Origin of the sequence: Sphaerotilus hippei (assembly GCF_003201595.1) — a bacterium.
GTDB classification, from domain to species: Bacteria; Pseudomonadota; Gammaproteobacteria; order Burkholderiales; family Burkholderiaceae_C; genus Sphaerotilus; species Sphaerotilus hippei.
On record NZ_QJJS01000015.1, the window covers coordinates 40,556 to 61,254 of the forward strand.

General features: G+C 70.7%; 16 protein-coding genes and 1 tRNA gene. 10 read left to right on the forward strand and 7 right to left on the reverse strand.

The genetic code is table 11. The features are described from left to right. Positions 1-17 precede the first annotated feature (17 nt). A complete protein-coding gene (mutY, locus tag C7444_RS14930; RefSeq protein ID WP_245909592.1) occupies positions 18-1,178 on the forward strand; it encodes an A/G-specific adenine glycosylase in 1,161 nt (386 codons plus the stop codon). Here mutY and C7444_RS14935 read toward each other — a convergent pair. Genes C7444_RS14935 through C7444_RS14950 form a run of 4 tightly spaced genes read right to left on the reverse strand, consistent with a single transcriptional unit; the run spans position 1,150 to position 5,368 of the window. Then, a complete protein-coding gene (locus C7444_RS14935; RefSeq protein WP_110401653.1) occupies positions 1,150-1,791 on the reverse strand; it encodes an LON peptidase substrate-binding domain-containing protein in 642 nt (213 codons plus the stop codon). The genes mutY and C7444_RS14935 overlap by 29 nt on opposite strands. A 17-nt stretch (positions 1,792-1,808) precedes the next feature. Then, complete coding sequence (gene rapZ / locus C7444_RS14940; protein WP_110401654.1) at positions 1,809-2,738, reverse strand: RNase adapter RapZ; 930 nt, start codon at positions 2,736-2,738, stop codon at positions 1,809-1,811. 6 nt (positions 2,739-2,744) lie between these two features. Beyond that, positions 2,745-4,478 carry a DNA repair protein RecN gene (recN, locus tag C7444_RS14945; RefSeq protein ID WP_211317577.1) on the reverse strand — a complete coding sequence of 578 codons (1,734 nt, stop codon included), beginning with the start codon at positions 4,476-4,478 and terminating at the stop codon, positions 2,745-2,747. After that, positions 4,478-5,368, reverse strand: a complete 891-nt coding sequence (locus C7444_RS14950; RefSeq protein WP_110401655.1) for an NAD kinase — start codon at positions 5,366-5,368, stop codon at positions 4,478-4,480. Before C7444_RS14950 ends, recN begins: the two co-directional genes overlap by 1 nt. Positions 5,369-5,461: 93 nt before the next feature. On the opposite strand from C7444_RS14950, the gene hrcA reads away from it, so the two are divergent. Both hrcA and C7444_RS14960 read left to right on the forward strand, forming a co-directional pair. Further along, positions 5,462-6,487, forward strand: coding sequence for a heat-inducible transcriptional repressor HrcA (hrcA, locus tag C7444_RS14955; protein ID WP_110401656.1), 1,026 nt, complete (start codon positions 5,462-5,464; stop codon positions 6,485-6,487). Between the two features lie 58 nt (positions 6,488-6,545). After that, a tRNA-Ile gene (locus C7444_RS14960) sits at positions 6,546-6,622 on the forward strand. Positions 6,623-6,866: 244 nt separating this feature from the next. Here C7444_RS14960 and C7444_RS14965 read toward each other — a convergent pair. The 3 genes from C7444_RS14965 to C7444_RS14975 all read right to left on the reverse strand — a co-directional run bounded on the left by C7444_RS14965 (position 6,867) and on the right by C7444_RS14975 (position 9,096). Continuing rightward, the gene (locus C7444_RS14965) at positions 6,867-7,769 is read right to left on the reverse strand and encodes an AbiTii domain-containing protein (protein WP_170130771.1); all 903 of its coding nucleotides are present in this window, start codon (positions 7,767-7,769) and stop codon (positions 6,867-6,869) included. Between the two features lie 440 nt (positions 7,770-8,209). After that, positions 8,210-8,626, reverse strand: coding sequence for a DUF6691 family protein (locus C7444_RS14970; protein WP_110401657.1), 417 nt, complete (start codon positions 8,624-8,626; stop codon positions 8,210-8,212). Continuing rightward, positions 8,623-9,096 (reverse strand): YeeE/YedE family protein, encoded by a 474-nt coding sequence (locus C7444_RS14975; protein WP_110401658.1) that lies wholly within the window; start codon positions 9,094-9,096, stop codon positions 8,623-8,625. Before C7444_RS14975 ends, C7444_RS14970 begins: the two co-directional genes overlap by 4 nt. 441 nt (positions 9,097-9,537) lie before the next feature. On the opposite strand from C7444_RS14975, the gene nirB reads away from it, so the two are divergent. The 7 genes from nirB (at position 9,538) to C7444_RS15010 (ending at position 20,666) form a co-directional block, all read left to right on the forward strand. Next, positions 9,538-12,051: a nitrite reductase large subunit NirB gene (gene nirB / locus C7444_RS14980; protein WP_110401659.1), complete on the forward strand. Its 2,514-nt coding sequence runs from the start codon at positions 9,538-9,540 to the stop codon at positions 12,049-12,051. Between the two features lie 21 nt (positions 12,052-12,072). After that, the gene (nirD, locus tag C7444_RS14985; RefSeq protein ID WP_110401660.1) at positions 12,073-12,411 is read left to right on the forward strand and encodes a nitrite reductase small subunit NirD; all 339 of its coding nucleotides are present in this window, start codon (positions 12,073-12,075) and stop codon (positions 12,409-12,411) included. A gap of 12 nt (positions 12,412-12,423) precedes the next feature. Beyond that, positions 12,424-13,233 (forward strand): formate/nitrite transporter family protein, encoded by an 810-nt coding sequence (locus tag C7444_RS14990; protein ID WP_110401661.1) that lies wholly within the window; start codon positions 12,424-12,426, stop codon positions 13,231-13,233. A gap of 54 nt (positions 13,234-13,287) precedes the next feature. Beyond that, a complete protein-coding gene (locus C7444_RS14995; RefSeq protein ID WP_110401662.1) occupies positions 13,288-15,024 on the forward strand; it encodes a bifunctional protein-serine/threonine kinase/phosphatase in 1,737 nt (578 codons plus the stop codon). A 104-nt stretch (positions 15,025-15,128) separates the two neighbouring features. Then, on the forward strand, positions 15,129-16,343 hold the full coding sequence (locus C7444_RS15000; protein ID WP_110401663.1) for an ABC transporter substrate-binding protein: 1,215 nt from the start codon (positions 15,129-15,131) through the stop codon (positions 16,341-16,343). A 10-nt stretch (positions 16,344-16,353) separates the two neighbouring features. Continuing rightward, positions 16,354-20,088 (forward strand): PAS domain S-box protein, encoded by a 3,735-nt coding sequence (locus C7444_RS15005; protein WP_170130772.1) that lies wholly within the window; start codon positions 16,354-16,356, stop codon positions 20,086-20,088. Between the two features lie 62 nt (positions 20,089-20,150). Then, the gene (locus C7444_RS15010) at positions 20,151-20,666 is read left to right on the forward strand and encodes a lipocalin family protein (protein ID WP_110401665.1); all 516 of its coding nucleotides are present in this window, start codon (positions 20,151-20,153) and stop codon (positions 20,664-20,666) included. Positions 20,667-20,699 lie beyond the last annotated feature (33 nt).

Here is a 20,699-nt window from a genome sequence, read left to right on the forward strand (position 1 = left end):
ACGTCTTCCCCTTTGCCTTGACCGCTCCTTCCTTGCCCGACGTGGCGACGCCGCTGGTGCGCTGGCAGCGCATCAGCGGCCGCCACGCGCTGCCCTGGCAGCAGACCCGTGATCCCTACCGCGTCTGGCTGTCGGAGATCATGCTGCAGCAGACCCAGGTCACCACGGTGCTGGCCTACTACGCCCGTTTCCTCGAGCGTTTCCCCGGTGTCGCCGACCTGGCGGCCGCGCCGCTCGACGAGGTCCTGGCCCTGTGGGCCGGCCTCGGTTATTACAGCCGTGCCCGCAACCTGCACCGCTGCGCCCAGGCGGTGGTGGCGCAGCACGGCGGGGCCTTTCCGGACCGTGCGGCGGTGCTGGCCGAGCTGCCCGGCATCGGCCGCTCGACGGCGGCGGCCATCGCCGCCTTCTGCTTCGGCGAGCGGGTCGCCATCCTCGACGGCAACGTCAAGCGGGTGCTGGGGCGGGTGCTGGCCTTCGAGGGCGATCTGGCCCAGGCGGCGCAGGAGCGTGCGCTCTGGGCGCAGGCGCAGGCGCTGCTGCCGCTCGCGGCCTCGGACATGCCGGCCTACACCCAGGGCCTGATGGACCTAGGCGCCAGCCTGTGCGGACCCCGCTCGACGCAGTGCGACGCCTGCCCGCTGGCCGATCGCTGCCGGGCCCGCCAGCTCGCACGCGTGGCCGAGTTCCCGGTCAAGACCCGCAAGCTGGTGCGCAAGGCCATGGCCAGCTGGACGCTCTGGATCTCTTCGGGCGATGCGGTGTGGCTGCAGCAGCGGCCCGAGCGCGGCGTCTGGGCCGGCCTGTGGACGATGCCGCTGTTCGACGACGAGGCCACGCTGCAGTCCGCGGTGCGGGGGCTGGTCGAGGCGCAGCCAGCGGCGGTGGCGGGCGCGTCGCCATGGGTCTGCCGCGAGACGCCGCCCGGGCTGGCCCCGGCCGATCTGCTCGAGACCGAACCGGAGCCCGACAGCCTCGGCCTGTGGACGCTGCCGGCCTTCGTGCATGTGCTGACCCACCGCGACTGGACGCTGCACCCGCGTCGGCTGGTGCTGCGCGGCGACGCCGGCCCGCCGCCGCTGTCGGCGGCGCTGGGCCCCGGGCGCTGGGTGTCGCGCGACGGCCTGGCGGCCGTCGGCCTGCCCACGCCTATGCGTCGCCTGCTGACGCCGCGATGATCTGCTGACGGCGCAGGAAACCGTGCACCAGCGCCAGCCGGGCGCCGGGATCCCGCAACGCCATCAGCCGTTGCTTGGTGGCCGCCGGCAGCGGCAGCAGCTCGCTCCAGCGGTTGGCGACCCAGCCGGCGTCGTCGTAGTGCCAGGGGCTCAGGAAGGGCTCGGACCCCTGCGCGGCCAGCGTGTCGACCGTCGTGCGCAGGGCCTCGACCGTGCTGCGCACCTCGTCGGCCGGCCGCACCGGCGGATCGTCGTCCAGCCAGCTCACCCCGGCGCGCCACAGGCCGTCACGTTCCTGGCGCGGGCTCGACGACAGCTCGAAGCGCTGGCTGCCGCGGCAGCGCACGTGCAGCAGGCCGGCCTGCTCGCTGTCGCAGGAGATCAGCCGGGCCAGGCAGCCCACGGGCTCGCACGACATGGGCTCGTCGCTGCGGCGCACCTCGGAGCCCTGGATCAGCGTGACCACGCCGAAGCCTTCGCCGTGGCGCAGGCAGTGCGCCATCAGATCGAGGTAACGCGCCTCGAAGATCTGCAGCCCCAGCTGACCCTGCGGGAACAGCACGGTGTGCAGCGGAAACAGCGCCAGCTCGGAGGGCAGGGCCGGTGCGCTCATGGCGGCGGGCGGCAGCCTCAGCGGCTGCCGGCCTCCTTGGCCTCGATCTCGCGGTGCCGGATCAGCGTGGGCACGCGCGAGCGGTAGATCTCGCCCAGGCGCTCGGCCAGGTAGACCGAGCGGTGCTGCCCGCCGGTGCAGCCCACGGCCACGGTCAGGTAGCTGCGCTGGTCCATCGCGTAGCTGGGCAGCCAGCGGTCCAGGAAGGACTGGATCTGCGCCAGCATGTCGCCGACCTCGGGCTGGGCGCGCAGGAAATCCTGCACCCCGGCGTCGCGCCCGGTCAGGGCCCGCAGCTCGCGCACGTAGTGCGGATTGGGCAGCACCCGCAGGTCGAAGACCAGGTCGGCATCACGGGGCACGCCGTGCTTGAAGGCGAAGGACTCGAACACCACCGTCAGCGCCGCATCGCTGGCCCCGACGAGCTGCAGGATCCAGCTGCGCAGCTGGGCGGGCCGCAGGTCGGTGGTGTCGATGACGGTGGAGACCTCGCGCAGCCGGCCGAGCGTCTCGCGCTCGAGCTCGATCGCCTCGATCAGCCCGGAGCGCGACGGGGGCTGCCCCGGCTCCTCGTCGCGCGAGGACAGCGGATGGCGCCGGCGGGTCTCGGAGTAGCGCCGCACCAGCGCCTCGGTGCTCGACTCCAGGAACAGCTTGAGCATCGGGATGCCCAGACGCTGCAGCTCGTCGCTCAGCGGCAGCAGCTTGGGCAGCGACGCCGCGCTGCGCACGTCCATGGCCACCGCCACCTTGCGGGCGGCCTGCGAGCGTTCCAGCCGGATGAAGTCGAGCAGCAGCTCGGGCGGCAGGTTGTCGACGCAGAAGTAGCCGGCGTCCTCCAGCGCATTGAGCGTGACCGACTTGCCCGAGCCCGAGATGCCCGAGATCAGCACCACCGGTGAAGGAATCTCATCCGTGGCGGGTGAGGGCGGCAGGGGTGTGTTCATGGCGGATCACCGGCGGGCGCGGGACTTCTGATGCGTCGAGGCCGAAGTATCGGGGTGGATGCCGATCCTTGCATGGCTTTGTGCATGGGCCAGCATCTCGCGTGCGTGGGCGATGCCCGCGCTCGAGGCCTGCTGGCCGCCCAGCATGCGGGCGATCTCGCCGACCCGGGCCTCGTCGTCCACCGGACGCACGTCGCTGCGGGTCAGGCCCGCCTCGCTCTGCTTGCTGACCACGAAGTGCTGGTCCGCGCAGGCGGCGACCTGCGGCAGGTGCGTGACCGCCAGCACCTGGCGCTCGCCGCCCAGGCGGCGCATCAGCTGCCCCACCGTGTCGGCCACCGTGCCGCCGATGCCGGAGTCGACCTCGTCGAAGATCAGCGTGGCCGTGCCCCGGCCCTGGCGGCCCTGCCGCTGGCTGGTGGTCACCGCGATGGCCAGGGCCAGGCGCGACAGCTCGCCGCCCGAGGCCACCTTGCCGATCGGTCGGGGCGTGCTGCCGGCATGGCCGGCCACCAGGAACTCGGCCGACTCCAGCCCGTGGGCCTGCGGCTGGGGCAGGGGCTCGAGCGTGATGTCGAAGCGTCCGCCCGCCATGCCCAGCGTCTGCATGGCCGCGCTCACGTCGGCCGCCAGGCGCGGGGCGGCCTCGTGCCGATGGTGCGACACGGCGCTGGCGGCGGTCTCGAAGTCCAGGCGCGCCCGCTCGGCGCGGCGCTCGAGCCCGTCCAGGTCGGCGGCGGCGTCCAGCGCCTGCAGCTCCCGGCGCCAGCCCTGCCAGAGCGCCGGCAGTTCCTCGGGCGGACGGCGCAGTCGCCGGGCCAGTCCCATCCAGGCCGACAGCCGGGCGTCGAGCTCGCCCAGCCGCTCGGGCTCCAGGTCGGTGCGGCGCAGCGCCGCGCGCAGGCTGTGCGCGGCGTCGGCCAGCTGCGCCTGGGCGCCCTGCAGCACCTCGACCACCTCGCCCAGCTGCGGGTCGTAGTGCGACACGCCGGCCAGCGCGCCCAGCGCCCGGTCGGTCAGCGCGCTGGCGCTGATCTCGCCTTCACTGGTCGCGTCCAGCGCCAGCTGGGCGGCATCGAGGATGGCCTGGGCGTGGGCGAGCCGCTGGTGCTCGCCGTTGAGCTCGTCCCATTCGTGCTCCCCGGGGGCCAGCCGGGCGATCTCGCCGATCTGCCAGCCCAGCCGCTCGCGCTCGCGCTCGAGGTCGGCGCCGTGCGCGCGGGCCTCGTCGAGCGCCTGCCGGGCGGCCCGCCAGCGGCTCCAGGCCTGGGCCATCGCGTTCGTGTCGATGCCGGCGAAGTCGTCGAGCAGCTCGCGCACCGAGGCCGCCCGCGTCAGGCTCTGCCAGGCGTGCTGGCCGTGGATGTCGACCAGCAGCTCGCCCAGCTCCTTCATCTGCGCCAGCGTGGCGGGGCTGCCGTTGATCCAGCCGCGGCTCTTGCCCTGGCCGTCGACGGTGCGGCGCATCAGCAGCGGCGACTCGGGCGCGCAGCCCGCGGCCTCGAGCCAGGCGGTCACCGCGGGCGTGACCGGTTCGAACTCGGCGCAGAGGTCGGCGCGGCTGCAGCCTTCACGCACCACGCCGGCGTCTCCCCGACCGCCCAGCGTCAGCTGCAGCGCGTCGATCAGGATGGACTTGCCCGCGCCGGTCTCGCCGGTCAGCACGGCAAAGCCCGCGTCGAAATCGACCTCCAGGCTCGTGACGATGACGAAGTCGCGCAGGACGAGGCGCTTGAGCATCAGGCGGCTCCGATCGGGGCCGGGGCGCCTTCGTTCCAGTGCAGCTTGCGCCGCAGGGTGGCGTAGTAGTTCCAGCCGCGCGGGTGCAGGAAACGCACCCGCTGGTCGGAGCGGCGCACGCAGATGCGGTCGCCGTGCATCAGGTGGGTCAGTGCATGCATGTCGAAGTTGGCCGAGGTGTCGCGGTCGCTGACGATCTCGATGCAGACCTCGCCCGAGTCGGGCAGCACGATGGGCCGGTTCGACAGCATGTGCGGCGCGATCGGCACCAGCAGCCAGCCCGCCACGCCCGGATGCAGGATCGGCCCGCCCGCCGACAGCGAGTAGGCGGTCGAGCCGGTCGGCGAGGACAGGATCAGGCCGTCGGCGCGGAAGTTGGCCACGAACTGCTGGTCGACCTCGACCCGCAGCTCGACCATCGTCGCCGCGCCGCTGCGCAGCACGACGTCGTTCATCGCCAGCGCCTCGTAGATGCACTGGCCGTCGCGCAGCACCCGGCCCTCGAGCATCGCGCGGTATTCCTCTTCGTAGTCGCCCGCCAGCATGGCCTCGAGCGTCTGCTCCACGCCGTGGACCGGCACGTCGGTGATGAAGCCCAGCCGACCCTGGTTGACCCCGACCATCGGCACGCCGTGGCGCGCCATCTCGCGGGCGATGCCCAGCATCGTGCCGTCTCCCCCGACCACGATGGCGATGTCGCACCGGCGCCCCAGGGCGTCGATGTCGAGGGCAGGGTACTGGTCCATGCCGGTGTTGCGGGCAGTGGCCTCTTCCAGCGAGACCGTCAGGCCCTGGCGGACCAGCTGCTGGGCGATGGTCTCCAGCAGCGGGCGCATGCCCTGTGCCTGATACTTGCCTACAAGGGCGGCATGGCGAAAGCGGCTCGTCATGAGGAAATTACACCACAGCCCCCCGCCTGCCATGATGGCGGTCTTCCCCGCCTGTGGCCGCGGGTGGTGATTCACGAACCTACAATCGGATACATGCTGGACGACCGAGCCAAGATGCTGCTCAAGACCCTGGTCGAGCGATACATCGCCGACGGGCAGCCCGTGGGGTCGCGGACCTTGTCCCGGACCTCGGGGCTGGAGCTTTCCCCCGCGACCATCCGCAACGTGATGTCCGACCTGGAGGAGCTGGGCCTGATCGTCAGCCCGCACACCTCCGCCGGCCGGGTGCCCACCGCGCGCGGCTATCGCATGTTCGTCGACGCGATGCTCACCACGCGGGTGCAGGGCGCCGGCCGCGACGCCGTCGACACGCTGCCCGCGCCGCTGATCGAGCCCGACCAGCCCAAGCGGGTCATCGCCAACGCGGCCCAGGTGCTGTCGAGCCTGTCGCACTTCGTCGGCGTCATCACCACGCCGCGCAAGCCCAGCGTCTTCCGCCACATGGAGTTCCTGCGCCTGGGCGAGCGCCGCATCCTGCTCATCCTGGTCTCGCCCGACGGCGACGTGCAGAACCGCGTGCTCTTCACCGCCAAGGACTACGGCCAGGGCGAGCTGCAGGAGGCCAGCAACTACCTCAACAGCCACTGCGCGGGCCTGAGCATCGAGGCCATGCGCGAGCGCATCAAGTCCGAGGTCGACACGCTGCGCGTCGAGATCTCCACGCTGATGCAGTCGGCCGTGCAGGCCGGCTCCGAGGCGGTCGACGAGGAGTCGCAGCGTGTCGTCGTCGTCGGCGAGCGCAACCTGCTCGAGGTCAGCGACTTCGGCACCGACCTGGGCTCGCTGCGCAAGATGTTCGACGTCTTCGAGCAGAAGACCCAGCTGATGCGCCTGCTCGACGGCTCCAGCCGCGCCGAGGGCGTCAGCATCTACATCGGCGGCGAGACCGGCGTCGTGCCCTTCGAGGAGCTGTCGGTCGTCTCCGCCCCCTACGAGGTGCATGGCCAGATCGTCGGCACCCTCGGCGTCATCGGCCCCACCCGCATGGCCTACGATCGCATGATCCAGATCGTCGACGTCACCGCCCGCCTGGTCGGCAACGCGCTGAGTCAGAAGTGAGGCGAGCGCGCCCCTGGGGGGGGCGCCGACAGCCTCTACAATCGCCCGCTGCACGAGGGGGCCGTTAGCTCAGTTGGTCAGAGCAGAGGACTCATAATCCTTTGGTCGTTGGTTCAAGTCCAACACGGCCTACCAAAAACATCATGAAAATCAACAAGTTGCGGAGAATTCTGGCGCTGTGACTTGTTGGTCTTGTTTCTTGGTGTTCTCCGTTGCCAGTCTGTTGCCAGTTTTCGGCGGGGTGTCCCCTCCGTGGGGCAAGGGCTTGAGGGTGGCGAAGAGGTTGCGCGGTGGTGGCCCTGCAACATGTCCCGCCTTCTCCCGCTGCAATCAAGTGCAAAGGTGCGGCCCGCACTGGCAACCGACTGGCAACGGGCCTTCAACCCCCAGCAGCGCCAGCAGCAAGGGCCAGCAGCGTTTGAACGTGCGGCTTCGCCAGTTCCCCCAGGATGTTGCCCGCTGCGCCTTCGGCTACTGTCTTGATGGTGCGGGCCGTGGCCTTGATGATTTCCCACTTCGGTTTCGGCGAAGCGGCTTGTGCCTTCAGTGTCGCCAGTTCGGCCCGCAGTTCGTCGGCTGCGTCCCCCTGCACGGCGCCACGGTCAAGGGCTGTGCCCAGGGCTTCAACCAAGCCCCGCAGGGCCTCAAGGTCGGTGCCCGTGGTGTTCGCTTGGGTCTGGGTTGATCCGTTGGAACTGATCTGAATCTGTGAACCCGACACGTTGCCGAAGTGGTAGTGCTGTTCTTGCACGGTCTGCTTCTCCTTCTGGGTGAACGTAAGCCCCTCCCCGAGCACGCCCCGCCTCTCAAGGTCTAGCGCCCATTCGAGGATGCGATTGCGCACCTTCTCAACGATCCCTTTCACCTGCACAGCGGAAAAGCACAGTTGCGGACGCATGGGAAGCTGCATCCCTTGCATGATGCGCTGCTCAATCGCTGGCGGGAAGTAGCGGCCTAGTTCGCCGTCGCTTCGGGCCAGTTCTTCAAGCTCCGGGATGGACTGCATTTCCGGGTGTCGGGAAAGCAAGTCGAACGCTTCGGCATTGCGCACGCGAAACGGGATCAATCCGCGAACCGGGTTCATCACCATGATCTGGCCCCGGATGATTCGATAGTCCGGGATTTCGCGGTCTTTGTAGCCGTTCAGTTCGGACGTTATCCACTCCACAAGCTCCGGCGCATCAAGGCGGCGGGCAGCCACAAGGGCGCGGCGCAATAGTTCGCCAGTGGACACGGCGGGATCGCTCGCCATGTTGACCAGTTCGGGCACGAGTGCAGGCATGTTCTCCCCTTGGGTTGCCTGCGTGGGTGCTTGTCGCTGGTGGTCGGTGTGGCGTGTCTTTGGTGGCACCCGTTGCAGGTGCCTACATTATCCGCAGGGTGCGCGGTGGGTAGCCGTGCAATCAGTTGCAGCGGGCCAGGGCTCAGGCGGTCGCCACACGGCGGGCCAGCGGAAACGCGATGTCCCGCAACACCTCGCCCATGAGGGGGCCAAAGATTGCGGCCCCGAGTTCGATAGCGTCCTTTCCCGTGGGCAGTGTTGGTGCCAATGCGTGCTCTTCGCTGGGAGGCGTCCAACGCAAGCCTGCTCCCCAGGCTCTGACCCGAAGCGCAAAAGCTGTTGGTTGAGGTTGGCAGCCTCTTCGAAGTTGAGGCCGCCAACCGCTTGCAGGGGAGCTTACGGTTGGCTCAAGTCCAACACGGCCTACCACTCGCTGCCGCTCAGCCCGGCACCCGGGCTCGCCGTCCCTGCAGCCACGCCCCGGCGAGGATGCCGCCCAGCGCCCACAGCAGTTCGAGGTTGCCGGTGCCCAGCCCCGCGATGGCCGGGCCCGGGCACACGCCGCACAGCCCCCAGCCGATGCCGAAGAGGGCCGCGCCCACCACGGTGTCACGCTCCATGACCGACGCATGGCGGCCGAAGCCGCCGCCCAGCAGCGGTCGCTGCATCACCGCCGGGGCCAGGCGATAAGCCAGCAGCGTCACCACCACCGCACCGCCCATCACCAGCGCCAGCCCGAGGTCCTCGAAGTGCAGGAAGCTCAGCACCACCGCCGGCTGCACCATGGTCGAGAGCGCCAGCCCGAAGCCGAACAGGGCCCCGGACACCAGCACCGCCAGCACCTGTGCCGCCTTCATGCCGCGGCGCCCAGCAGGTGGCGCACCAGGTTGGCGGTGACGAAGGCCGTGGCCATGAAGGTCAGCACCGCCACCAGCGAGGGCCACTGCAGCGAGCCCAGGCCGCAGATGCCGTGCCCCGAGGTGCAACCGTTGCCCCGTCGTGCGCCGTAACCCGCCAGCAGGCCGCCCAGCACCAGCTGCCACGCCGGCAGGCCCGTCGACGGCGCCGCCGCCGTGCCCATGAGCTTCCACCACAGCGCCGCGCCCAGGATCAGCCCGGCGGCGTACACCAGCCGCCAGCCGCGGCTCTCGACCAGCCGGGCCTGCTGGAAGAACGGCCGCTTCGACACGTAGGACCAGGTCGACGAGAACACCGTGCTCATGCCGCCGATGCGCCCGGTGGTGACGAACAGCAGCGCCACGCCGGCGCCGATCAGCAGGCCGCCGGCCAGGTAGTGGGCCCAGCCCAGGGGAAAGAACGTGCTCATGGGGCGAAGTCTAGCCAGTCCCGTCGATACCCCGGGGGCCATCTGGTGGATCACGATCGTGGTCTTCGCCGGTTGGCACCAAATGAATGCGGAACGACCCTGATCCGTGCGTTCGACCGGCTGGCGCACCAACCCAAGGCGCCGAAGGGGCCTCGGCGGCAGAAAAAGGACGCCAGACCGGCTTCGTGGCCCGGCATGGCGCTTGCTGAAGTTCTTTCGCTGCGGCGGAAGTGAACGTCACCATGCCAGCCAGCCATTCGACGATCGGCTTCCGCTAACGAGAGCGGGAACCTCCGGCACCCCCGCCGGCACTGGCACCGATGCCACGCGCCGTTCGTCGAATTCCCCCGTCACGCCTGACCCAGGCGCCCGTCATCCGGACTGTGTTCGTCACGCCTGTCGTGCCTGACGCGCCCGCTCCGCTTTTTCCGGAAGTCACCCATGAACATCGTCGTTGTCGGTCACGGCATGGTCGGCCACAAATTCCTCGAGAGCCTCGAAGCGTCGGGCCTGTCCCACGCCAGGGTGACCGTGCTGTGCGAGGAGCCGCGGGCCGCCTACGACCGGGTGCACCTGTCGGCATTCTTCTCCGGCAAGTCGGCCGCCGACCTGTCGCTGGTGGAGCCCGGCTTCTTCGAGCGCACCGGCCACGAGCTGCGCCTGGCCGCCCGTGCCGCCCGCATCGACCGCGCGGCGCGCACTGTCACCACCGTCGATGGCGAGGTGCTGCCCTACGACAAGCTGGTGCTGGCCACCGGCTCCTATCCCTTCGTGCCGCCGCTGCCGGGCAAGGACCGTGCGGACTGCTTCGTCTACCGCACCATCGAGGATCTGGAGGCGATGCAGGAATGCGGGGCGCGCTCGAAGACCGGCGTGGTGGTGGGCGGAGGCCTGCTGGGCCTGGAATGCGCCAAGGCGCTGCGCGACATGGGCCTGCAGCAGACCCATGTGGTCGAGTTCGCGCCGCGCCTGATGGCGGTGCAGATCGACGAGGGCGGCGGGCGCGTGCTGCGCCGCAAGATCGAGGGCCTCGGCCTGCAGGTGCACACGCAGAAGAACACGCTGCGCATCGTCGACGGCGAGACGGCCCGCCACCGCATGGAGTTCGCCGATGGCAGCCATCTGGAAGCCGACATGATCGTCTTCTCGGCCGGCATCCGCCCGCGTGACGAGCTGGCCCGCGCGGCGGGCCTGGACATCGGCCCGCGTGGTGGCGTGGCCATCGACAGCGAGTGCCGCACCAGCGATGCCGACATCCATGCCATCGGCGAATGCGCAGCCTGGAACGGCCAGACCTTCGGCCTGGTGGCGCCGGGCTACGAGATGGCCCGTGTCACCGCGCGCCAGCTGGCCGGCCAGGAAGAGGCGGTCTTCGTCGGCGCGGACATGAGCACCAAGCTCAAGCTGATGGGCGTGGACGTGGCCAGCATCGGCGACGCGCACGGCAACACGCCGGGCAGCCGCTCGTTCCAGTACACCGACGAGCTGCGCCAGATCTACAAGAAGATCGTCGTCAGCGAGGATGGCAAGCAGCTGCTGGGCGCGGTGCTGGTGGGCGATGCCGCCGAGTACGGCACGCTGCTGCAGATGGCGCTCAACGGCATCACGCTGCCGGCCGAGCCCGAGTTCCTGATCCTGCCGTCCAGCGACGGCAAGGCCAAGCCGGGCCTGGGCGTGGAGGCGCTGCCGGATTCGGCCCAGATCTGCTCGTGCAACAACGTCACCAAGGGCCAGATCTGCGCCGCGGTGGGCGAGGGCGCCTGCACCATCGGCGAGATGAAGGCCTGCACCAAGGCCGGCGCGACCTGCGGCGGCTGCGTGCCGCTGGTCACCCAGGTGATGAAGGTCGAGATGGCCAGGCGCGGCATGGCGGTCAACAACCACCTGTGCGAGCACTTCGCGTATTCGCGCCAGGAGCTGTTCCACCTGATCAAGGTCGGCCAGATCAAGTCCTTCGACGAGCTGCTGGCCCGCCACGGCCAGGGCCTGGGCTGCGACATCTGCAAGCCGACCGCCGCGAGCATCTTCGCGTCGTGCTGGAACGAGTTCGTGCTGAAGAAGGACCTGGCCGGCCTGCAGGACAGCAACGACTACTTCCTGGGCAACATCCAGAAGGACGGCAGCTACTCGGTGGTGCCGCGCATGCCGGGCGGCGAGGTCACGCCCGACGGCCTGATCGCCGTGGGCACGATCGCCAAGAAGTACGGCCTCTACACCAAGGTCACCGGCGGCGCCCGGGTCGACATGTTCGGCGCCCGCGTCGAGCAGCTGCCGCTGATCTGGGAGGAGCTGATCGCCGCGGGCTTCGAGTCGGGCCACGCCTACGGCAAGTCGCTGCGCACCGTGAAGAGCTGCGTCGGCTCGACCTGGTGCCGCTACGGCGTGGGCGACAGCGTCGGCCTGGCCGTCGAGCTGGAGAACCGCTACAAGGGCCTGCGCGCGCCGCACAAGATCAAGTTCGGCGTCTCGGGCTGCACGCGTGAATGCGCCGAGGCCCAGGGCAAGGACATCGGCGTGATCGCCACCGAGAAGGGCTGGAACCTGTACGTCTGCGGCAACGGCGGCATGAAGCCGCGCCACGCCGAGCTGTTCGCCAGCGACCTGGGCAAGGACGAGCTGGTGCGCATGATCGACCGCGTGCTGATGTTCTACGTGCGCACCGCCGACCGGCTGCAGCGCACCAGCACCTGGCGCGACAACCTCGAAGGCGGCCTGGCCTATCTGCAGGACGTGATCCTGAAGGACAGCCTGGGCATCGCCGACGAGCTGGAGACCCAGATGCAGCACGTGGTCGACACCTACCAGTGCGAGTGGAAGACGGCGGTGACCGACCCCGTGGTGCGCCAGCGCTTCCGCTCCTTCGTCAACAGCGATCGGGCCGACGAGCACATCGTGTTCGTCGAGGAACGGGGCCAGATCCGTCCGGCCCGCCCCGAAGAACGCACGCCCGCCTGAGTCCGCACCGGAGCCCCATCCATGAACACCGAGACCCTGAACTGGACCGCCGTGTGCGCGGCCGACGACATCCTGCCCCACACCGGCGTCTGCGCGCGGGTCGGCGAGCGCCACGTGGCGATCTTCCGCGTGGGCAGCGATGACTTCTACGCCATCGACAACGTCGATCCCAAGGCCGGCGCGAGCGTGCTCTCGCGTGGCCTGGTCGGCAGCCTGGGCGAACGCATCGTGGTGGCCTCGCCGCTGTACAAGCAGCACTACGACCTGCGCACCGGCGAGTGCGTGGAGGCGCCGGAGCACTCGGTGCGCGCCCACGCCGTGCGCATCGACCAGGGCCGTGTGCTGATCGCCTCGAACTGACAGGACAAGAACATGGCCTACCTAGCCCCCGCAGAGTTCGTGACCAAGATGGTCGACGCCGGCGAATCCAAGCTGCTGATGTCGACCCGCGACACCCTGATCCGTGCCTACATGGCCGGCGCCATCCTCGCGCTGGCTGCCGCCTTCGCGGTGACCGTCAACGTCAACACCGGCAATCCGCTGATCGGCGCGCTGCTGTTTCCCGTCGGCTTCTGCCTGCTGTACCTGCTGGGCTTCGACCTGCTCACCGGCGTGTTCACGCTGGCGCCGCTGGCGGTGCTGGACCGCCGCCCCGGCGCCACCTGGAGCGGCGTGATGCGCAACTGGGCGCTGGTCTTCTGCGGCAACTTCGCCGGCGCGATGACCGTGGCGCTGTTCATGGCCATCATCTTCACCAACGGCTTCTCCGAAGCGCCCAATGCGGTGGGCGTGAAGATCGGCCACATCGGCGAGGGCCGCACCGTGGGCTACGCGGCGCACGGCGCCGCGGGCATGCTGACGCTGTTCATCCGGGCGGTGATGTGCAACTGGATGGTCTCCACCGGCGTGGTGGCGGCGATGATGTCCACCAGCGTGTCTGGCAAGGTCATCGCGATGTGGATGCCCATCCTGGTCTTCTTCTACATGGGCTTCGAGCACAGCATCGTCAACATGTACCTGTTCCCGTCGGGCCTGATGCTGGGCGGCAACTTCACCTTCATGGACTACATGATCTGGAACGAGATCCCCACCGTGCTGGGCAACCTCGTCGGCGGCCTGACCTTCGTCGGCGCGACGCTGTACTCGACCCACTACAAGACGGCGCCCAGGCGGGCGCACTGAGTGACGGCGCGCATGCCCCGAGGACCTCGATCGCGCTGACCCGGGTCGTCCGCCATGTCCACCTGCCTGCGTGTCGATCTGGGCCAGCACTCCGACCCCGGCGGGCGGGCGGTCAACCAAGACTTCCACGGCGCGAGCGTACCGACGGAGCCCCTGCTGAGCACCAAGGGCATCGTGCTGGCGCTGGCCGACGGCATCGGCAGCAGCGCGGTCAGCCAGGTGGCCAGCGCGGCGGCAGTGCGGGGCTTCCTCGACGACTACTTCAGCACGTCCGAGGCCTGGCCCGTCAAGCGGGCCGCCCAGCGGGTACTGCAGGCCACCAACTCCTGGCTGCACGCGCAGAACCAGCGCAGCGATGCCCGCTTCGACAGGGATCGGGGCCAGGTGTGCACCTTCAGTGCCCTGGTCTTCAAGGGCTGCGAGGCCCACCTGCTGCATGTGGGGGACTCCCGCATCTATCGCCTGCATCCCCAGGCGCTGGAGCAGCTGACCGAGGACCATCGTGTGCGGGTGTCCGACGGCGAAAGCCACCTCGGCCGCGCCCTCGGCGCCAGTGCCACGGTGGAGATCGACTACCGCTGCTGGACCACCGAGGTCGGGGAGGTCTACCTGCTCGCCACCGACGGGGCCTGCGAGCATCTGGTCGCCGCCGACGTGCATGCGGCCCTGGCGGCGCATCCCGCGCAGCTCGATGCCGCGGCCGCCCACCTGGTGGCCCGGGCGCTGGCGCAGGGGGCCGACGACAACCTGACGGTGCAGCTGGCCCGGGTGGTCTCGCTGCCCGACGAGCCGGCGCATCGCCTGCATGCGCAGCGCGAGGGCCTGGCCATGCCGCCGGTGCTGCAGCCGCGCATGGACTTCGAGGGCTACATCATCGTGCGCGAGCTGCAGACCAGCGCGCGCAGCCACGTCCACCTGGCCATCGACCCGGCGAGCGGGCGCCAGGTCGTGCTGAAGACCCCTTCGGTGGACCTGCGTGACCACCCGGAGCACCTCGACCGCTTCCTGCTGGAGGAGTGGGTGGCTCGCCGGCTGGACCATCCGAACCTGCTCAAGCCCTGCGTCACGGATCGTCGGCGCCGTCACCTGTACGTGGCCATGGAGTACGTGGATGGCCAGACGCTGGCCCAGTGGATGACCGACCACCCCCGGCCGGACCTGGATGCGGTGCGCCGCATCGTCGAGCAGGTGGCCAGGGGCCTGCAGGCCCTGCACCGCAAGGAGATGCTGCACCAGGACCTGCGCCCCGAGAACATCATGATCGACCGTCAAGGCACGGTGAAGATCATCGACTTCGGCGCGGTGCACGTCGCCGGCCTGGCCGAAGGCACCCGCGTGGCCGATGCCGACCTGCTGCCGGGATCGCTCCAGTACGCCGCGCCCGAATACTTCACCGGCGAAGGCGTCTCGGCGCAGTCCGACCTGTTCTCGCTGGCGCTCATCACCTACCAGATGCTGACCGGCGCGCTGCCCTACGGGCTGCAGGTCACGCAGGTCCGGGGCCCGGGGGATCTGCACCGGCTGAGCTACGAGCCGGTGCGCCAGGCCCGGCGCGACCTGCCCGCCTGGCTCGACGCCGTGCTGCGCCAGGCGCTGCATCCGCGGCGGGCCCGGCGGCACGAGGCGCTGTCGGCCTTCCTCCACGACCTGAGCCACCCCGGGCCCCAGCACCTGAGGGCCCAGCGTGCGCCCCTGCTGGAGCGCGATCCGGCGCGCTTCTGGCGTGGGGTCGCGCTGCTGCTGGGGCTGCTCGTGCTGCTGCTGCTGGGCTTGCTGACGTCGCGGGCCTGAGCCGCCGGGCCCGTGGCGGCCGATGCCGCTCAAGTCCGCCTCGGTGCCGTCGATAACCCGGGCGATGCCGGGCCTTGTGCCCGGCGCAGCCAGGAGCACACACGATGGTCGCCACAGTTCGTCCTTCCCGCCGCGCGGCGCTGCGCCTGGCCGCCGCGGCGATGGCGGCCGTGTCGTGTTCGCCCCTGCGGGCGTCGCCGTCGCCGGTGCGCATCGGCATGACGGCCGAGCTGAAGATGGCCACGAGCACCAGCCACGACATGATCCGCCTGGGCGTGGAGCTGGCCATCGAGGACCTGAACGCGGCCGGTGGCGTGCTGGGCGGGCGCCCGCTTCAGCTGGAGGTCCGCGACGATCGCAGCGTGCCCAGCCGTGGCGTCGAGAACCTGCGGGCGCTGGCGGCGCTGCCCGACCTGGTGGCGGTGTTCGGCAGCCGCTTCAGCCCGGTGCTGACCGAGATGGGCCATGTCGCGCCCGGCCTGCAGTGCCCGGTGTTCAGCCCCTGGGCGGCGGGCAGCACCGTGCTCGATCCGGGTCGGCAGCCCGACTGGTCCTTCCGGGTCTCGCTCAACGACACCTGGGCCATGAAGGCGCTGCTGCGCCAGGCCCATGCCGAGGGCCACCTGCGCGTCGGCCTGATCGCGCCCAACTCGGGCTGGGGGCGCAGCTGCCAGCAGGCGGCCGAAGCCCAGGTGCCGCTCCACAAGGGGCTGCAGCTGCTGCCGGTGCGCTGGTACAACTGGGGTGGCGAGACCTCGCTCATCGAACATGTGCTCGACCTCAAGCGGGCGGGCATGCAGGCCCTGCTGCTGGTGGCCAACGAGCCCGAGGGCATGGTGCTGGCCCGGGAGATGCTCGATCTGCCGGTGGCCAGCCGCCTGCCCATCCTGAGCCACTGGGGCATCGCCGGCGGGGACTTTCCCCGGCTGGTGGGTCCTGGCCTGCACGAGCTGGACCTGCGGGTGGTGCAGACCCGCGCGCTGCTGATCCACCGCAGTCCGCGCGGGCGGCAACTGATGGAGCGTGCCGCCGAGCGCATGGGCGTGGCCGATCCGATGCGCCTGCCCTCGCTGGTCGGCCTGGGGCAGGGCTACGACACGACCCTGATCCTGCACCGGGCGATCGAGCGGGCCCGCAGCACCCGCCGCGAGGCCATCCGCGAGGCGCTGGAGCAGCTCGATCCGATCGACGGCGTGGTGCGACGTTATGCCCCGGCCTTCACGCGCGAGCGCCACGAGGCGCTGTCCGAGTCCGACGTGATGCTGGCCCGCTGGGATGCCGAGGGGCGCCTGCAGCGGGTGGCCGGTGCGCGTGGGTGAGGGGCCGGGCATGAGCACGGGCCTGATGCCGAACGCCGCCGCGCCCGTCAGCCTGGCCACGCGCCTGGCCAGCGGCGCCCGCTACCTGGTGACCTGCGTGGTGCTGCTGGTCGGGGGGCTGTCCCTGGCCATGATCGGCTGGCTGCTGCTGCAGCGTGCCGACGCCCGGCTCAACAGCGCCGGCGGCGAGATCCACCTGCTGATGGAGACGCGCCTGGACAACGCCGCGGCCGGCCTGGCCGAGCTGTCGCGCCGCACCCTGGTGCGCAATGCCCTGGTCGATCCCGCCGGGCGGGATGTCTACCTCGCCCCGACCCTGTCCGAGCACCAGAAGAACAGCCTCGGGGTGCAGATGCTGTGGCTCACCGACCACGAGGGCCGGACGCTGGCCGACAGCCACGGTGAACTCCATGGGGCCGGACAGCCCGAGCCGTCACCGCCCGAGGTGCGTGACCTGGCCATCCGCAGCATGCTGGCCGGCCATCTGCAGCAGCAGCTGCACCAGGAGGCCGGCCGGTGGCGACTGCTGCTGGCCTATCCCGTGGTGTTCGCCAGCACCGGCACGGTCGAGGGCACGCTGGTCGGCGAGCTCGACCTGGGGGCGCTGCTGCAGGCGCCCCTGGCGGCGCTGACGAAGGATTTCCGCGCCGAGGTGCGCTCGGGCCAGGACCTGCTGGCCATGACCGCGCCCCGCAGCGGGAACGAGCTGTCGGCTTCGTGGTCGGTGCAGATGCGCACCCGCATCGGCGGGGTCAGCCAGGCCTTCATGCTCGATGTGCATCAGCCGGTCCTGACGGCACTGGCGCCGGTGCTGTGGATCGGCGCGCTGTATGCGATGGTGGGCGCGGCCCTGCTCTGGATCGCCCACCGCGGCGTCGAGCGGCTGGCCAACGGCGCGATGCGGCCGCTGCAGGCGCTGCAGGAGGCGGCTCACCGGGTGGCACGCGACGGCCTGGACCAGATCCCGCATCTGTCGCCTCAGGAGCTGCACCGCGGAGGCTCCGAGGTGCAGAGCCTGGCGCACAGCTTCGAGGCCATGCTCGCCCGCCTGCTGCAGGCCCAGACCGGGCTGGAGCGGATGGTGGCCCAGCGCACCGATCAGCTGGCGCAGGCCAAGGACCGCCTGGACAGCATCCTGGCCACGCTGGCCGACGGGGTCTATTCGCTCAGCATCGACCGGCAGGAGCTGCTGTTCGCCAGCCCGCCGGTGGCCCGCCTGCTGGGGGTGGGGCCCGACGAGACCCCGATGGTCGCGGCCACCATGCAGCGCTTGCTCGACGAGGACGGGCGAGCCGCACTCGAGGCGGCCTGCATCACCGCCCGGCAGCAGGGCTGCGCGGTCGCCTGCCTGGCCGTGCGTGGCGACGAGCACGGCCCCCGCTGGCTGGAGAACCGCATGACCCTGGTGCGCGACGCCTGCGGCCGGGCGCTGCGCATCGACGGCATCCTGTCGGACATCACCGCCACCGTGCGGGCCCGCGAGCGGGGCGAGCAGGCCACCGCCGGCCTGCGGCTGCGTGACCAGGCGCTCGCCTCCACGGGCAACGGCGTGCTCATCCTCGAGATGGCCCCGGGGCGGGCCCGTGCGGTCTATGCCAACCCGGCCATGGCGGCCCTCAGCGGGGCCTCGATCGAGGAGCTGCTGGCCGCCGATGGCGAGCTGCTGCGCTCGCGCATGCTGGACGAGGACATCGTGCACGCGATGCGCGGGTGCGTGACCGGCTGCCACGACGTGCACCTCGAGACCCGCATGCGCCGCGCCGACGGCAGCATCATCTGGTGCGAGATCTCCATCAGCCCCATGGTCGATCCGCAGGCGCCGCTGCCGGCGCCCGGGCAGCGGCCCTGGGTGCACCATGTCGTGCTGGTGATCGACGACGTCACCGAGCGGCGCCGCCAGGAGGCGATGCACCGGCGGGTGATCGAGTCGGTCAACGAGGTCATCTTCCAGGTCGACCTCGGCGGGCACTGGACCTACCTGAACCCGGCCTGGGAGCGCATCACCGGCCGCAGCGGGCCGGACATGCTCGGGCGGCATTTCCTCGAGGCGATCCTGCCGGCCGACCGGGGCCGGGCGCAGCTGCTGTTCGAGGCGATGGTCCATGGCGACGCCGGCAGCTGCCGCGGCGAGATCCGCCACCTGACGGCCGACGGCGGCTCCCGCTGGCTGGCGGTGCACGCCCATCGCCTGCTCGACGACGACGGCCAGCCCTGCGGCTACAGCGGCACGCTGTCGGATGTCACCGAGCAGCGCGAGGCCGAAGCCAGCCTGAGGCTGCGCGACCGGGCCATCGACGCCAGCACCAACGGCATCCTGCTGACCGACGTGCAGGCGCCGGGCAATCCGCTGGTCTTCGTCAACGCCGGCTTCACCCGCGTGACCGGTTATGCCCCCAGCGAGGTGCTGGGGCGCTCCTGCAGCCTGCTGCAGGGCGAGGACCATGACCAGCCCGGCCTGGCCGAGATCCGCGAGGCGATCGCCCGGGGCCAGCCCTGCCGGGTGCTGCTGCGCAACTACCGCCGCGACGGCCGGCGCTTCGACAACGACCTGTCGATCGCGCCGGTCCACGACGAGCTCACGGGCGAGATCACCCACTACATCGGCATCATCAGCGACATCACCGCGCGCCTGGAGGCCCAGGCGCTGCTGCGCGACCAGCTGGCCCGGCTGGACACCGTCTTCGCGCTCAGCCCCGACGGTTTCGTGTCCTTCGACCGGCAGGGGCACGCGATGTCGCTCAACCCGGCCTTCGAGCGCCTGGTCGGCGTGCCGGCCGCCGAGCTGCTCGGGCTGGACCGCGCGGCCTTCGATGCCCGCCTCGCCGGCGTGATCGAGGCGCGTGATCCCCCGGGCATGGCGCACTGGCTGTCCGATCTGGGGGAGGCGGGCGAAGCGGGCTGCCACGCCGAGGTGCTGGTCCTGCGCGGGCCGCCGCAGCGGGTGGTCGTCTCCAGCCGGCGCGACTGCGATGCGCCCAGCGTGTCGCAGGTGCTGCACCTGCGCGACATCACCCGCGAGACCGAGGTCGACCGCATGAAGAGCGAGTTCCTGTCGACCGCCGCCCACGAGCTGCGCACGCCGATGGCCAGCATCCGCGGCTTCTCCGACCTGCTGCTGATGCGCCGCTTCGACGAGGAGCGCACCCGCGACGTGCTGCAGACCATCAACCGGCAGTCGGTCTGGCTGACCAACATGATCAACGAGCTGCTGGACCTCGCCCGCATCGAGGCCCGCAAGGGCAAGGACTTCTGCCTGGAGGTGCTGGATGTGCGCGACATCGTCACCGCCGGCGTGGAGGGCCTGATGGTGCCGGGGGATGAGCGCCGGATCGAGCAGACCCTGTCCGCCTTGCCGATGCCGGTGCGGGTGGACCGGGCCAAGTTCCAGCATGCGATCACCAACGTGCTGTCCAACGCCTACAAGTACTCCCCCCAGGGCGGGCGCATCGAGCTGCAGACCCTGCAGCGCCAGCGCCAGGGCCGCGACCGGGTGGGCGTGGTCGTGCGTGACCACGGCATCGGCATGTCGCCCGAGCACGCCCGGCGGGCCTTCGAGCGCTTCTTCCGCGCCGACGCCTCGGGCAACATCCCCGGCACCGGGCTCGGGCTGGCGCTGGTCAAGGAGATCGTCGAGCTGCACGGCGGCGAGGTCGAGCTCGACAGCGTGCTGGGCCAGGGCACGAGCGTGACGCTGTGGCTGCCGGCCTGGACCACCGACGTCACCGCCGAGCCGGCCTGCGCCTGAGCCCCTACACTGGCCCGGCCGGCCCCGTCGGGCCGGCTGGATGAACCCGTGGAGATGCCGACATGCGATGGATGGCGGGCCTGACGGCCCTGGTGATGCTGGCCGGCTGTGCCTCGACCCCGGTCGAGCCCCTGCCCGTGGTGGCGTCGGTCGATCTGGAACGCTACCTCGGCATCTGGCACGAGGTGGCCTCCCTGCCCAACCGTTTCCAGTCCGGGTGTGTCGCCGACACGCAGGCCGAGTACCGCCGGGTCGACGGCGCGATCGAGGTGCGCAACCGCTGCCGTCGGGCCGACGGCCAGTTCGAGTCCGTCACCGGCGTGGCCAAGGTCGTGCCCGACAGTGGCAATGCCAAGCTGCGGGTCAGCTTCTTCCGGCCCTTCTACGGCAACTACTGGGTGCTGGCGCTCGATCCGGACTACCGCTGGGCGCTGGTGGGCGAGCCCGGCCGCCGCTTCGGCTGGGTGCTGTCCCGCACCCCCGTGCTGCCGGCGGCCGATCTCGAGGCGGCGCTGGCCCGTGCCGCGGCGCTCGGCTACGACCGGGGCGCCTTCCGCCTGAGCCCGCCGCAGCCCTGACACGCCGCGCCGCGCCCGCCGGCGCGCGTTGAC

Excerpts from the sequence above, each read along its gene's own strand:
- C7444_RS14935 (WP_110401653.1), bottom strand. The coding sequence starts at position 1,791 with ATGAGCGCACCGGCCCTGCCCTCCGAGCTGGCGCTGTTTCCGCTGCAC.
- rapZ (WP_110401654.1), bottom strand. The coding sequence starts at position 2,738 with ATGAACACACCCCTGCCGCCCTCACCCGCCACGGATGAGATTCCTTCA.
- recN (WP_211317577.1), bottom strand. The coding sequence starts at position 4,478 with ATGCTCAAGCGCCTCGTCCTGCGCGACTTCGTCATCGTCACGAGCCTG.
- C7444_RS14950 (WP_110401655.1), bottom strand. The coding sequence starts at position 5,368 with ATGACGAGCCGCTTTCGCCATGCCGCCCTTGTAGGCAAGTATCAGGCA.
- hrcA (WP_110401656.1), top strand. The coding sequence starts at position 5,462 with ATGCTGGACGACCGAGCCAAGATGCTGCTCAAGACCCTGGTCGAGCGA.
- C7444_RS14965 (WP_170130771.1), bottom strand. The coding sequence starts at position 7,769 with ATGCCTGCACTCGTGCCCGAACTGGTCAACATGGCGAGCGATCCCGCC.
- C7444_RS14970 (WP_110401657.1), bottom strand. The coding sequence starts at position 8,626 with ATGAAGGCGGCACAGGTGCTGGCGGTGCTGGTGTCCGGGGCCCTGTTC.
- C7444_RS14975 (WP_110401658.1), bottom strand. The coding sequence starts at position 9,096 with ATGAGCACGTTCTTTCCCCTGGGCTGGGCCCACTACCTGGCCGGCGGC.
- nirB (WP_110401659.1), top strand. The coding sequence starts at position 9,538 with ATGAACATCGTCGTTGTCGGTCACGGCATGGTCGGCCACAAATTCCTC.
- nirD (WP_110401660.1), top strand. The coding sequence starts at position 12,073 with ATGAACACCGAGACCCTGAACTGGACCGCCGTGTGCGCGGCCGACGAC.
- C7444_RS14990 (WP_110401661.1), top strand. The coding sequence starts at position 12,424 with ATGGCCTACCTAGCCCCCGCAGAGTTCGTGACCAAGATGGTCGACGCC.
- C7444_RS14995 (WP_110401662.1), top strand. The coding sequence starts at position 13,288 with ATGTCCACCTGCCTGCGTGTCGATCTGGGCCAGCACTCCGACCCCGGC.
- C7444_RS15000 (WP_110401663.1), top strand. The coding sequence starts at position 15,129 with ATGGTCGCCACAGTTCGTCCTTCCCGCCGCGCGGCGCTGCGCCTGGCC.
- C7444_RS15005 (WP_170130772.1), top strand. The coding sequence starts at position 16,354 with ATGAGCACGGGCCTGATGCCGAACGCCGCCGCGCCCGTCAGCCTGGCC.
- C7444_RS15010 (WP_110401665.1), top strand. The coding sequence starts at position 20,151 with ATGCGATGGATGGCGGGCCTGACGGCCCTGGTGATGCTGGCCGGCTGT.